The following is a 13,519-nucleotide window of genomic DNA, read 5'->3' on the forward strand; positions in this document are numbered from 1 at the left end:
GAGCTTATGCAGCAATGGCCTAATTCACCTCAAAAAACGAAGCAAGTCACTAATACTTTCTCCGATGGCATAAATCAATCTGTAGAGTCCATAGAGATCAAGGACAGTCAACTGACTGCCGCGGTCAACGTGGATTCTTTTTTATATCCCACATTACAGGTGGCTGATGGACACACTATATTAAGCCAACACACTGGCTATATCAATCGTCTGTTTAAGTTTCTAGGTGTTTGGTACTGTGGTAACGGTAAAGGGCTGTATAAGCTAACAGGTTCGTCTTGGGTAGCTGTTTATGAGTATAGTAGCGCTGATAATAACCGGTTGTGGGATGCTGCTATGTTCTTTGACGGCAGTAAGCTCTACTTCCTAGATGGTTCACTACAGTTGAGACAGTATGACGGTTCATCTCTTACAACCATGTCGAGCGCTCCAGCGAACAGTAAGTACATGACAACACACGCCAATCGTTTTTACTTGGCAAATTCGAGTGATAACTTGCTTTCATACTCGGGATTACGTGATGCAGCAGACTGGACCAGCACTGATAAATACACAGGCACAGGGAAAATCACAGTAGAGACACCGGATGGAGAGAAACCTACTGGACTGGTGGCATATTCAAATCACGTCCTGCTGTTCAAGAAATACAGCATGCATAAGTTGTTTGGTGAGGATTCTACTAACTTCAACATGACACAGCCTTATGGTGTTGGTTGTATCTCTGACCGCTCTATTGTCGCTACACGAGATTCGTTATTCTGGCTCGGTCCCGATGGCTTCTATGACTATATGGGAGGCTCGGCACCGACCAAGATTAGCGATCCAATCCGGAATTACATTGAACAAATTAACATGGCATACGCCCATCATTGTGTCGCTGGCACGGATGGGCGTTTTGTTTATCTGTCACTTGTTACTGGATCCGCAACTATACCAAATGTGACGCTCAAATACGATCTGCAGAAGCACTCCTGGTGGCCGATGTCGTTTGTGGCAACGTCCTTTTACCTAGATGGGCAGACGCTATACTTTGGAACAGCTGACGGTAAGATCATGAAGGCAGGCGGATCAACGTATAACGGCACAGCAATTAACTGGTCCATCGAAACCAAGCCATTCAGCGAAGGCGATGAGACTGTCCATAAGGCGCTCCATAGACTTTGGATCATAGCGGATATCGAAGTTGGTTCCTCTCTAAACGTGGCATATGCAGGCGGTACAGAGGGCGTGGCGTGGACAACAGCCAGCACCATGAACAATGGTACAGGTCAGATACAGAGTATCAAGATTCCGGTAATCGTCCGGACGCCTGAGACATGGTACCGACTTAAGTTGTGGGGTACAGGTAAGGTAAAGATACACCGGATTATCCGCGAGGTAACAAGGAGGGGCGCTTAATGGCAAACGTAGAGTTACCGCAGATTGGGATTAACAATACGCAAATAGATGAAGCAGGAATGGACGGGCTTAAGCAACATGTGAAGTCGCTCCTCAATGTCACTGTAATGTTGACGGAGGAATTATCCTATCTGCTTAATAACCTTGATACGCGTAATGTAAATGAGCTGAATGCAGATATCATCAATGCTGGAACTATCAATGCCGGGCTAGTTAAGATATTGAGCGAATTGGAGAACGGTGGATACATCCAAATAGATGGTACTGGGATGCATGTTAATGACGGGACCAGAGATACAATGACGATCGGTTTGGATGGAAAACCGAAGATGACGGGTGCTTATATCGAATCGGCAAAAGGATATCCGAAAGTGGTTATGGATCCTGATACTGAGCTATTAGGTGCTTATCAAAGTCCGAGTAGTGTTATCTCGATGTATACACCATTAGATAGTGTTTCTCCTGTTATACGTTTAAGTCACAGCGGTAAGAATTCTTATGTCTTTCATGATACAGGGGAATCATATGTAACCATTTCTAGTAATGATGTTGGCATCAATCTATCAACGCAATCATTTATAGAGTTATTTGGTGATCCTGTTAAGTTTTTTTCTTGGAATGCGCTTAGAAACAACAGTACAGGACGTTCATTACAACAGGATTTAAATAATAAAGCTAACTCCGGCGCCTCAACAGGTTCATCAGGTGGTCATAACCACGGAATACCTGACGGGACTCAATTAATGACAGCTGGCGGAGGTACAATAACGTGGCAATCAGCTCCACAACATTCCCATCCACAAAGTTAGATGTTATACTTATGGCAAAATCTAACAGGGGTGTTTAATGATGAAAAAGATGGTGGCTGCTTTTATAGCCGGTGCTTTAATGATGGTATCGGTACAGGCGTTTGGATCAGGAGTAAATCTGATTGGTAAAAAGATTGATGGTCAAGCAGACCTCAAAATAGACGGTAAAGTTGTAGGACAAACTATTATTGTGCAAGGGAAAAGTTATGCCCCAGTGCGCGAAATCGCTGATGGAGTGGGTGGAACAGCAAAATACAATAAGTCAGGAGGAGCTGTAGAAATGTCTCTCCCTACACAAACTGAAACAGGTCAGGGTTCGGAAGGGTCTGGTTCAACAAATGGTACCGATCTTTCCGCAAAAGCTGCTCATGAACAGAAGATTTTAGACAAAAAAACTGAAATAGATAATAAAAAAATGTCCATTGAAAATCAAGGGAAACATATAAAAGATATAAAATCTGAATTAGAAAACCAAAAAATTATGTTAGAAGAATACAGAGTCAAGGCAGAAAAGTCACAAGGCTCTATATCTTCTGCACAAACTATATACGAAGTTACTAAGAAGACAGTAGCAGATACGGAAACACGCCTCTCTGAAGCAGAGAAAGAATTATTGGTAATGCAGCAACAATTAACTGATCTCCAAACACAACTTGCAACACTCGAAGGTTAACCAACCCAACATTGGATCGGTTCTGAAAACGGAAATCTCCGTTATCAAACTCAAGGGACTCTCATATGAGGGTCCTTTTTCTATTGCAAAGGAGTGAAACCATGGCAAACAGTCCATTTAACACAGCAGCATTAGCCGAAGCCCTACGCAAGAAGCGACAAGGCTTAACAACCACAGGCACGACAACGCCAGTTGCAACAGCAACAACAGTAGCAGCTACACCCAAGCCAGCAGTAGCCAAGCCGACAGTGACAAATACTGCGTCACCATTGGGTAACGGTGGTACAAGCTATTCTGTTGCGGACCTTGCTGCTAGACGTAATATGCAGGCGAATCAATCACAGATCAAGAGTGATCCATCGTATGTTCAAAGCGAGACACAGAGGGCGTTACAGGTCATTCAGGAGCGTCAAGCAAAGGGAATGGATACATCACAACAGCAAAAGTATCTGACCACTAACCTAGGCTATAAAGGAGCTACTACGGGTCCGGCCGCTACTGGTACTACTTCACCAGTAACCAATGTTCAAAAGGGTCAGTCGCTCATGGACCAAATTACTCAACTATCACAGCGACAAAGTAAGGAGTTCTCTTACGATCCAAACGCTGACCCGGCATATCAAGCAGCACTTAAGAGGGCGCAGGCAAACATTCAAAGTGGTAATGCTGCCGCTCAGGCAGAAATGAATCGCCGTGGTATTCTGAACAGCACAATAACCAGTGACCGTATGGGTGAGATTTCTTCCCAAGAGATGGGCCGTGTTGAAACGGACGTCCTTCCATCGCTTATGCAACAAGCTTATCAGCAGTATGTGAACCAGCAGCAATATGATCAACAGCAAATCGCCAACCTTGCTAACTCTGCTCAGATGTATTTGTCTGAGGATCAACGAGGAATTGATAATGATTTTGCTACAGCCGACCGCACAGGCTATATGTCTATGCCAGCCGAAGCGCAGTCAGCTATCAATTCAATCTTGTCTCTTAAACAGCAGGCTGAGACGAAAGGGATATCAGCAGCAGACAAAGCAAAACTTAGCGCACAGGCAGACGGTTACCGGGCACAGCTTCTAGCAATGGGTATAGATCCAAGTGCTTACGCTTCAAGTGTAAGCTCGAAGAATATTTCCCCGACTCAAGGAGCGCGTACACTCGCAGGACAGCAACTTGATCTAGCAAACAAACAAGCTAACCTTGACTCTGCACTCCAGTATTCTAATTTGACTGGTCGCCTTATGACACCACAGTCCGACTGGAGCGGATACGCAAGACAAGCAGCTAATGGAAATGCACCTCTGACCATGGCAGGACAGCAACAACAGTTTGACCAAGGACAGCAGGCATGGAATAACAATTTTGCTCTGGAACAATACGCATATCAGAAGGCTCGTGATGCCATTACTGATACACAATGGAAAGCACAGTTTGACGAGAATGTTAGACAATACGGCCTTGACTACGGGTTAGCTAAACTCCGTGAAGATAATCAAGTGGCTTATCAAAATGCTACATTAGCGCTTAGTGAAGACGATAACCTTCGTCAATGGACAACGCTAGACTTTGATATGAGTCAAGCAAATGGAGGTACAGCACCTGAATACAACGGAATGAATGCAAATCAAGTCCTCAGTGCTATGCAGAGTCAGTTTGCGGATCCAGAATCCAAGAAGATCCCGACTGATTCAGCGACTAAGGAAAAGATCTATCAGCAAGTGGCATCTTACGGGTTACCAGTTGGCTCAGATGATCAGGTAATGCTTTCACTTGGTCTTACCACAAAAGATATTCAAACCTTCGATAAAAAGTATGGTACCAACACGGGAAAGTAGGAGGCCTCACATCTGCCAGTGGGGCGTTAGGATCTCTATCCAGACAGTATGAATCTAGCGGTAATGCCGGGACAATCGCAAGAACATCTGGTGATATTGGCGGAGCCAGTTATGGTTTATATCAACTTGCTACGAATATGGGTACACCTAAGAAGTTTGTGGAGTATCTGAAAAAAGTTGATTCTTCGGCATACAGGGCATTGTCAGGTAAAACACCGGGCAGTGCTTCTTTTGATGCTGCTTGGAAACAGCTGGCTAGTAGCAATAAAAACTTCGGTCAATACCAACATAACTTTATACAACAACAATATTACGAGCCAGCAGTTAAATCAGTGATGAAAAATAATGGTATTGATATATCGAGAAGATCCCAAGCCGTACAAGATGCGATATGGTCCACGGCAGTACAGCATGGGTCAGGTAGCGTGAGCAAAATTGTTAAGGCAGCAGGGATCAGCCCAATGATGAGTGACGCTGAGATCCTGAAACGGATCTATGCAGAGCGCGGAGCAAATAACGGTCAGAAGTATTTCTCTAAATCGAGCAGTAAGGTCCGTGCCAGCGTGGTGAACCGATTTAAGAATGAGCTAAGTGATGCATTAAAAATGCTTGGATAGGAGGAGTGACATGGCAACTCGTTTAGAACAATCAGCAGAGTTAAGGAAGCGTCTTGAACAAGGGAAACAGGCGAGAGAGCGTGTATTGAGTGGTCAATATAACAAGGTCACTCCTATCGCTCAAGCTCCTGTTAATCCACGTACAGCAGCTGTACAACAGTACATTGCAAGCAGACCATCGATACAGGATTTCCCGAAGGAGATTACCAATCTCGGAGCTGACCGAATAAAGGAATCAACTCTTTTCAAAGCAACACAAGGAAATGTAGCCGCAGCCAAAGACTATCAGGCTGCTACTGGGATTGATGTCAGACCAGTACAAGGGCCGCCAAAACCATCACAGCATCAACTCAATAAAAATGCTATAGCCAGCAAAGCCAAAGACAGCGCATTTGCTAATTTTGTTGCACCATTCTCTAACCTGATGAACGATGTCACATATGGCAATAAAGTTGGTCAGTTCATTACTCGTTCAGTAGGAACAGGCGCTGAAATGCTTCTCGGCACACCTTCACAGGCACCAGCTACTACAGGCAATAATACAGCTGACAAAATTGCGGATGTGCTCGGTGTGGCTGGAGGTATTGCAGGTGCCGGCTTTAATCCTTCAGGTGGAGGGAATTTAATTACATCTCCACTTCGGGGTGTGTCTGGTGCCTTAAATACTAAGGCAGGACAAGCCTTAACAAATGGCGTTTCTAAGACTATTCCGAAGCTTAGTCAACCAATGGCAAGAGCAGGGATTGAAGGGGCAGCGACAGGGGCTATCGGAGGTGTGGCAGCAGGATTAATTCAAGGTCAGGACAGTAATAAGGAGATTGCAACAAATGCCCTGTTGGGCGGTGGTCTCGGTGCTGTGGGTGATATAGCAATCAGAGGGATCAGCCAAGGGTTACGTAATGCCTTGACAAGAGTAAATGAGCAAAAGGCAGTACCTGAAATTCAGGAAATGCTTGCTTTACCAGAGGGCCGTGGAACAGCTAGGATGAACCAAGCTCAGACACGCTCAAGGTTGAATCCTAATGATTCTGCGATCATCAACCCAACGGATTGGACACCACCTACATTATCTTTGCCTGAAGCAAATGTAGCGGCTCCAACTAGCGCGCGTGTGGCTTTGAATCCGTATAGAGTTAAGTTTGAAAATCTAATGCGAGTGGCTAATGAAACAAAATTCACACCTGGACGAGAATCAGAGGAGCTAGAAGGGCTATGGGCAAATATGGCAGATCGTGATGATCCGGGGCTAAGCCAGTTAATTGATCTTGCCTATCCGAAGAGAAAAACAGTGACTCCGGACATGATGCAACGAGCTCGTACAAATCAAGCTCAGCGCGAAATATATGGTGTACCTATGCCAGTTAAAAGTCTTGATGATCGAGCGCCATCTCAGGTTATAGGAGAAGCGGCAGCACCACGACAGATGACAGGGCTTAATCGTACATCTCCAAATGCAACTAGGATTAATGTACAGAGCCGTGTGCCTTCTCAGGCTAATGATGTTATTGATATTGGCCCTAGCAATCGGATTGATGATGTTACACCACCAAGACAAGAACCTCCCGTCAGTTATCCAGATGAGACAGCAAACACCATGAAACAAAACTGGTTTACCGATTTATTTGGTAACCAAGGTGTTGGGATTTCAGCTTTTGGAAGTAACAAACGTATCCGTAAAGGACCTCTATCAACTGAAGATCAGATTGTAGGTAATCCTTTAAGACGAGATGCGGAAGGTTTAATCGATCAAGGTCAGGCGGCTGGCCGTGCAGTTTATCAAAACTATGTTGATTTTCTATCACCACTCAAACAAATTAGCCCTAAAGCCTACAGTCAAGCGCTAGATTCTTCCCGATCTAATAACATTGCCAACACTATCATTCGAGATAAATTTGTAGATATTGAGGGGAATGTACTAGGTAAAGGATTGGAGGAAATTACACAAAAAGTTGCTCGCGGACAGTCGAGTAAATTTAAAGACTACCTTGTTTTAAAGGATGCTGAAACGCGGATGGCGCGAGGTGAGAACGTCTATGCTCGTGAATTGAATATGACAAAAGAGAAAGTGAAGATGCGGATTGAAGATTACAATAAACGCTATCCTGAATTTAAAGGAATTGCTCAGGAACTTTACAACTATCAGAACCGGTTGCTTGATGTTTTCGGAGTTGACGAGGGTTTGTTAACTTCTAATCTTCGTGAGGTATTCCGAAAAAGTCGTCCAAACTATGTTCCAATGCGTCGCCAGTTTAGTTTATCTGAAAAGTTTTCTTCACCGAGCTTTACAAATTCAAACTCATTTAGCGGACAAAAAGCGCCAATAAAACAGGTGAGTAAGAACGGATCTGCTCGTAATATCGTGGATCCATATCGCTCAATTGTAGAAAGTACAGGGGCATGGGTACAGGCTGCAATGCGTAACAGAGTTATGCAGACGCTTGTTGATGCTGTCAATATGGACCCTAAAGCGTATAAAGGGATTGTCGAGATTGTTCAACCAATGGCTGGTCAAAAGAATCTGAGAGAGCTTCTTGATAAGGGTGGAGACCAAATTGACATTCTAGAGGAACTCAGTAAAGATTTTGATAAGCTGTTCAAACGAACAAAGCTAAGTGAAGATAATATTGTACGCGCGATGGTTAAAGGCGAACCGGTGTACTTAAAAGTCAATGATCCAGAAGCGGTAAAAGCTCTAGTAGGGCTAGGACCTGAAACAACTAATTCGGTCATGAAAGTATTCCAGTCTCTTTCAGATGCAACTAAATACGCCGCAACCGGTGTGCTGGCTCCAATGTTCTCCGTGAAGAGTGTAATTCCTGACACGATTCAAGCCATGATCAATTCAGATAACAGCTTGGCACACTTGAAAAACTTTGGACACGCCTTAGTGAGTTCTATTGCTGACACCTTGCCAGCAAATACGCCGATGGCTCAACGCGCTCGTACATTGGCTCAGGACTTCCGCCGTTCTGGTGGTGAGTATTCAGCCGCACTACGAGGTGAGAGAAGATTGAAAAAGAGTGTAAGCTCATTAAGCCGTGAGCCGCTTCTTAGCCCACAAGGAGTTTCGAAAGGTGTAAGTAATGTGGTGGCAGCACCTTTCAAGGCGTTAAATAAAGTAGCTGATGTAACAGAGAATCTTAACCGAATGGCAGCGTTTAAAACTGAACTAGACCGTGCTGGTGGAGAACGAACACCAGAAGCCATCAGGTCAGCTATTAACCAAGGTCGGGAGATTACCACAAACTTCAGCCGTCGCGGTGCTCAATCTCAGTCAATCGAAGCTATAGCACCATATTCAAACGCCGCAACACAGTCACTCTATAGGGTAGCAAAACAAGTAAAGAATCATCCTTTAAAAACACTTGTATCTGCCACTGCACTCGTTTTGTTGCCTAAAGCATATGAATATATGATGTTTGCGGATGATGAGGATTATAAAAACCTTCCGGCTCGTGAGAAATTCCGAAACTTATTTATTGGTAAAACAGATGAAGGCAAATTTATAAAAGTGCCGATGCCACAGGAATACAATGCTATGGGCGCTCTTGCTACTGCTTCAGTTGACTATTTATTTAACGACAATAGCAGAGCATTCAAAGGTGCGGCTGATGCAATGGCTAATGCCTACACACCGCCTTTGGTAACGGGTCTCTTGCAGGGAGCGACACAGAAGTCGGGCCCTATGGGTTCCTTAGTCGGATTAGGAAATGCTACAGTTATGGGTCCGGGTATTGCACTTGTATCCAACATTGATTATGCCGGGCGTCCAATCGAATCGAAGAGCTTGGAAGGTAACTCGCCAGCAAATCGATATGATGAGCGAACGTCTAATGTGGCCAAGGAAATCGGAAAGGCGATTAACATGTCACCTAAGAAAATAGATTATGTCCTTCGTCAATATGGTGGTGATCCAGCTCGTATATTATTACCACTTACCAGTGAACAAGGAGCAGGAAATACTCGTGATACTTTGCTTAGGAACTTCGTTACAGATCCGAAATTTACCAATACATTGTCCGAGGACTTTTACGCTGCTAAAGATAGCGTAGTCAATGCATACAACGATTATCAGGATGGTAAAGCAGAGTTGCCTAAGTGGTATAGCGAGGACCTTCGTAAGAAATTGACTTCTCAAGCGAAAGGATCCATTTCAAAACAACTTTCTGAGATAAGAGAAGAGAAACGAGAGCTTAGCGCGAATAAATCTATGTCCGCTGAAACAAAAGCAGCAAGACAGCGAAGACTTCAAGAACAAATGAATAAAATTTATATCGATATCAATCAGAGCATGGAAGAAGCTGGTGTGCCATTAAAATAAATGGTAAAATAAAGGTACATCATTGAACACACATACACCCCGAGTCCCGGACAGCCGGGGCTCATTTATTTTGTTGACAGTCAATAACCTATATGGTAAATTTTGAATACGAAAACCGAAAGCATCGGTCGAAGAGAGTCCAAGGGAAAGCATCCCTTCGGGCTCTTTTTGTGTCTGGAGGAAAGCAATGATCGAGATGGATGAAGAAGAGTATCTGGAATCCACGGTATCAGACGAGTTTTTATATATGGTGCTAATGCTGCTGGGTCCGGAAGTCCGGGACCAATTACTATATTCGGCGGTGGGAAATGTACGATCTAGTGGTGGATATTCTTCATACGCTATTCAAGAACGGCCTTACGTTGTCATCGGCAGCGGCGGTCGTTTTTCTTTTGCTCAAACAGAGGAAGACAAAGAAAAGACTACAGAAATACCTACCCTTCCTCTTTCAGGATGACAGTGAGGTTAAGCAATACATTCAAAATCAACAAGTCATTATGCATAATCAAGAACTCATATTAGCGGAAATGGGGCTAGAACCATGGCATGCGCCCACTTTAGAAATAGATTTGCGAGAATCAGTCATCAAGCAAAACAAGTTTTACTCATCATGCTTGGAGATTATTACGTCTGCCCAGTCTGCAAGCAAATTAATAGTACGGAGGGATTACGAGATGGCGAAAAAGAAAGTTAAAATTGATCCAGGTCATGGAGAGCAGGATTCTGGTGCTTCCTCGGCATATGGGAAAGAAAAAGTGTTTACATTGATAATTGCACAAAAGGTTGAAGCGCTGTTTAAGGGACACAAGTACATTGATATATCTTTGACACGAAGCGGAGATACTTACCCTTCATTGACAGATAGAGTAAAGCAGGCAGAACGTGACAAGGTTGATTGCTTCATTTCAATCCATGCCAACAGTGCGACAACTTTATCGGCTAATGGCACAGAAACCTTTTACTCACGGGCTAACAGTAAGGCTCTTGCAGACATCCTTCACAAGAATATGATGGCAGCCACAAAGCTACGTGACCGCGGCGTGAAGACAGCAAACTTCCAAGTAATCAAACAAACTACAATGCCGGCTATCCTATTGGAAGTCGGCTTTATTAGCAGCTCAATTGATGGACCATTGCTCTTTAATCCAACATTTCAGCACTCGGTAGCTGAACGCATTGCTATGGGAATATGCGAATATTTCAATGTTCCTTATAAAGAAGAGGAGGCAGCGGAAGAGGTGAAAAAGAAGGTAACTGAGGTACAAGTAGCCGTAAACAATCAAAAAGTGGCCACTGGTCTCCTTATTGATGGCGTATCATACATCCCTGCTAGGCTGGTAAATCATTATTTGAATGGAAAAGTGTTCTGGGATCAAAAGAATAAACGAGTGGACATTTATAAGGAAGGTGAAAAGTAATGATTATTAAAGATATTATGGATCAAGCTCAGCCGTTTATTTCTTCTATTGTAGTAGCAATTGTCGGGTTACTGGCTACTATTGTTATTGGTGCAGTCAATAAACTAAAAAAGAAAGCATCAGATTACTTTGATGCAAACCTATCTGTGAAACAACGGGAGCTGCTGCATAAGGTAGCTTCTGAGGCTTTCGCATATGCAGAAACACTTTACGGTCAGTACGATGGCGAAAAGAAGATGGAACACGCCTATGCTTACGTTTCGGATAAGCTGGGTGATGCTGGTATGAGCATTACACCACAGGAGATCCGGGCAGCGATCGAGAAGGCTTGGGTCGATAATGCAGCCAAGAAGAGAGTGAATAGAGCCAGTTAACAAGGAGCCCTGCTATGTGCAGGGTCTTTTTTTGTTTATAATAGAATAAAAACTTTTGGAGGGGTAGCTTGATGGATGTTCCTAAAACCCCATTTATCATGAGTATGTGCGAAAGAATCGCCAAAATGATGCGTCAAAAAGGAGTATGGCCTGATTGCACAGCTGAAGATATTCATGCGTCTGCAGATCGGTATGAACAGATTCCTAACTGGAATCGGGACGCTTTGGCGTACCTCAAAGAGGGGAGATACTATTACAGCCTTGATGAGGTACAGAACCCCACTGAGGGCATGCTTGTACATATCAGGCACAAGGGTTACATAATGCAACATGTTTATAGAAGTGGCGTATGGAAAGAAATCGGGGATATAAAAGATATGTAAGAGTCGCATAATTGCGGCTTTTTTTGTTTGTAATAGAGACAACCTTTAAGTACATAAGCATCATCTGAGGTGATGCACAGGTGCATGTAAAGTTTACGCTTGGTGAATCTAATGACAAGGTTAGGACCGACTGCTATGATTACCTCATGGAGAAGTATGGGAGGGTAATTCATGATAGGGGTATATGCAAGGGTGTCGACGGAGGAACAAGCGAAGTCGGGGTTTTCGATAGACTTTCAGGTCCGGGAGGGGAAGAAGAAAGCCGGGACTGATGAAGTAAAAGTTTATAATGATGACGGCTATTCTGGCGAATTTCTAGAACGTCCAGAACTGACGCAACTAAGACAGGATGTTAGAGATGGGATCATCACGAAAATCATTTGCCTAGATCCTGACCGACTTGCGCGTAAATTGATGTTACAACTTATACTCACTGATGAGTTTGAAAAGCGTGGCGTAGAAATTATTTTTGTGAATGGGGAGTATGCAAAGACTCCAGAAGGACAATTATTTTATTCTATGCGTGGCGCAATTGCGGAGTTTGAAAAAGCGAAGATTAACGAGCGTATGACCCGTGGTCGTAAAGAGAAAGCGAATCAAGGGAAAGTAATCAAAAATTCGTTTACCTATGGTTACGACTTTGATAAGGAAAAGGGAGAATTGATAATTAATGAGCAAGAGGCACGTGTAGTGCAGCTTATTTTTAATTTATTCACTCGCCCTAATGATATTGCCAAGGGTATTAACGGGATAGCGAGATACCTTACAGACAATCTAATCCCTACGAAAAGAGGGGCTAAGGTCTGGCACAAACAAGTGGTAAGGCAGATTTTAATGAATGAAACCTATACCGGAAGGTTCCCACAGAATCGCTGGAACACTGAAGGTATGCTTGGTAATAAGCACAAACCCAAAGATGAACGTATCCCAATGAAGCTGAGACCTAAAGAGGAATGGATCTACGTAGACTGTCCTGAAATTATAACTAAATTCCAATATGAACAAGCACAAAAAATTCTTGGTGAAGCCCGTAGAAGGTTTGCCAAAGAAGGTTTAAATAAATATCTGCTATCTGGACTTGTCCGGTGTGCTGAATGCAACAATACGATGACTGGCCGCAAAAGTTTGAACTGGGGAAAACACAGTTTTGAATACACCGATATTAAAAAAACAAGCGGTGCCAAGTTCAAAGGATGTGGTATGAAGCTCCCATGCGAAACTTTGGATAAACTCGTTTGGGAGAGGGTACACCATTGGTTATCTCAACCAGAAGAGATTGCAGCAGCTAGTATGGAAACAACTCAAGAAAATATGAATGAACTTGAAATCACCCGGATCGAAAGAGAGTTAGAGAAAACACGTAACTCCAGAAAAAAATTAATCAAACTATTCTCCAGCGATATTGGTATGGGTGAAGAAGACATAAGGGAAGAATTAAAGGAATTAGCAGACAAAGAAGAGGCGCTTAAAAAACACCACGCCGAGTTAACGGCAGAGCTTGTAGGTGTGGTGGATCAAGAAAGTAGTAGAAACCTACTCAAAGAAACGCTTGAGTATTATTTAACACTTAATCCGGATGAACTCACATTTGAGGATAAGCAAAATTTAATACGGAGAGTAGTAAAGGAAGTACGGGTTTCTAAAAAAGAGGTCCATATTATATCCTTCTAACGCCCCTATAGACATTAGGTCCGAGA

General features: G+C 43.5%; 10 protein-coding genes and 1 pseudogene. All 11 read left to right on the forward strand.

From position 1 onward, the window contains the following. The first annotated feature begins 6 nt into the window (after positions 1 to 6). The 11 genes and pseudogenes from KFT32_RS23800 to KFT32_RS23850 all read left to right on the forward strand — a co-directional run bounded on the left by KFT32_RS23800 (position 7) and on the right by KFT32_RS23850 (position 13,493). On the forward strand, positions 7 to 1,398 hold the full coding sequence (locus KFT32_RS23800) for a hypothetical protein (protein ID WP_211749927.1): 1,392 nt from the start codon (positions 7 to 9) through the stop codon (positions 1,396 to 1,398). Next, positions 1,398 to 2,207, forward strand: coding sequence for a hypothetical protein (locus KFT32_RS23805; protein WP_211749928.1), 810 nt, complete (start codon positions 1,398 to 1,400; stop codon positions 2,205 to 2,207). The genes KFT32_RS23800 and KFT32_RS23805 overlap by 1 nt, the downstream gene beginning before the upstream one ends. Positions 2,208 to 2,244: 37 nt before the next feature. Then, positions 2,245 to 2,880, forward strand: a complete 636-nt coding sequence (locus KFT32_RS23810; protein ID WP_211749929.1) for a hypothetical protein — start codon at positions 2,245 to 2,247, stop codon at positions 2,878 to 2,880. Positions 2,881 to 2,981: 101 nt separating this feature from the next. Then, a complete protein-coding gene (locus KFT32_RS23815; protein ID WP_211749930.1) occupies positions 2,982 to 4,709 on the forward strand; it encodes a hypothetical protein in 1,728 nt (575 codons plus the stop codon). Between the two features lie 38 nt (positions 4,710 to 4,747). Continuing rightward, a pseudogene (locus KFT32_RS23820) lies at positions 4,748 to 5,326 on the forward strand (VgrG-related protein); the annotation flags it as partial. 10 nt (positions 5,327 to 5,336) lie between these two features. Next, positions 5,337 to 9,647, forward strand: coding sequence for an LPD38 domain-containing protein (locus KFT32_RS23825; protein WP_211749932.1), 4,311 nt, complete (start codon positions 5,337 to 5,339; stop codon positions 9,645 to 9,647). Between the two features lie 187 nt (positions 9,648 to 9,834). Then, positions 9,835 to 10,104, forward strand: coding sequence for a hypothetical protein (locus tag KFT32_RS23830; protein WP_211749933.1), 270 nt, complete (start codon positions 9,835 to 9,837; stop codon positions 10,102 to 10,104). A gap of 217 nt (positions 10,105 to 10,321) precedes the next feature. After that, positions 10,322 to 11,065: an N-acetylmuramoyl-L-alanine amidase gene (locus KFT32_RS23835; protein ID WP_211749934.1), complete on the forward strand. Its 744-nt coding sequence runs from the start codon at positions 10,322 to 10,324 to the stop codon at positions 11,063 to 11,065. Next, positions 11,065 to 11,439, forward strand: coding sequence for a phage holin (locus KFT32_RS23840; RefSeq protein ID WP_211749935.1), 375 nt, complete (start codon positions 11,065 to 11,067; stop codon positions 11,437 to 11,439). Before KFT32_RS23835 ends, KFT32_RS23840 begins: the two co-directional genes overlap by 1 nt. Positions 11,440 to 11,510: 71 nt before the next feature. Further along, entirely contained in the window at positions 11,511 to 11,822 is a 312-nt protein-coding gene (locus tag KFT32_RS23845) for a hypothetical protein (protein WP_211749936.1), read from the forward strand. Positions 11,823 to 11,993: 171 nt separating this feature from the next. Beyond that, positions 11,994 to 13,493 (forward strand): recombinase family protein, encoded by a 1,500-nt coding sequence (locus KFT32_RS23850; RefSeq protein WP_211749937.1) that lies wholly within the window; start codon positions 11,994 to 11,996, stop codon positions 13,491 to 13,493. Positions 13,494 to 13,519 lie beyond the last annotated feature (26 nt).

The organism is Paenibacillus sp. Marseille-Q4541 (assembly GCF_018310695.1).
Classification (GTDB): Bacteria; Bacillota; Bacilli; order Paenibacillales; family Paenibacillaceae; genus Paenibacillus.

Coding starts and splice junctions, on each gene's coding strand:
- KFT32_RS23800 (WP_211749927.1), top strand. CDS start 7: ATGCAGCAATGGCCTAATTCACCTCAAAAAACGAAGCAAGTCACTAAT.
- KFT32_RS23805 (WP_211749928.1), top strand. CDS start 1,398: ATGGCAAACGTAGAGTTACCGCAGATTGGGATTAACAATACGCAAATA.
- KFT32_RS23810 (WP_211749929.1), top strand. CDS start 2,245: ATGATGAAAAAGATGGTGGCTGCTTTTATAGCCGGTGCTTTAATGATG.
- KFT32_RS23815 (WP_211749930.1), top strand. CDS start 2,982: ATGGCAAACAGTCCATTTAACACAGCAGCATTAGCCGAAGCCCTACGC.
- KFT32_RS23825 (WP_211749932.1), top strand. CDS start 5,337: ATGGCAACTCGTTTAGAACAATCAGCAGAGTTAAGGAAGCGTCTTGAA.
- KFT32_RS23830 (WP_211749933.1), top strand. CDS start 9,835: ATGATCGAGATGGATGAAGAAGAGTATCTGGAATCCACGGTATCAGAC.
- KFT32_RS23835 (WP_211749934.1), top strand. CDS start 10,322: ATGGCGAAAAAGAAAGTTAAAATTGATCCAGGTCATGGAGAGCAGGAT.
- KFT32_RS23840 (WP_211749935.1), top strand. CDS start 11,065: ATGATTATTAAAGATATTATGGATCAAGCTCAGCCGTTTATTTCTTCT.
- KFT32_RS23845 (WP_211749936.1), top strand. CDS start 11,511: ATGGATGTTCCTAAAACCCCATTTATCATGAGTATGTGCGAAAGAATC.
- KFT32_RS23850 (WP_211749937.1), top strand. CDS start 11,994: ATGATAGGGGTATATGCAAGGGTGTCGACGGAGGAACAAGCGAAGTCG.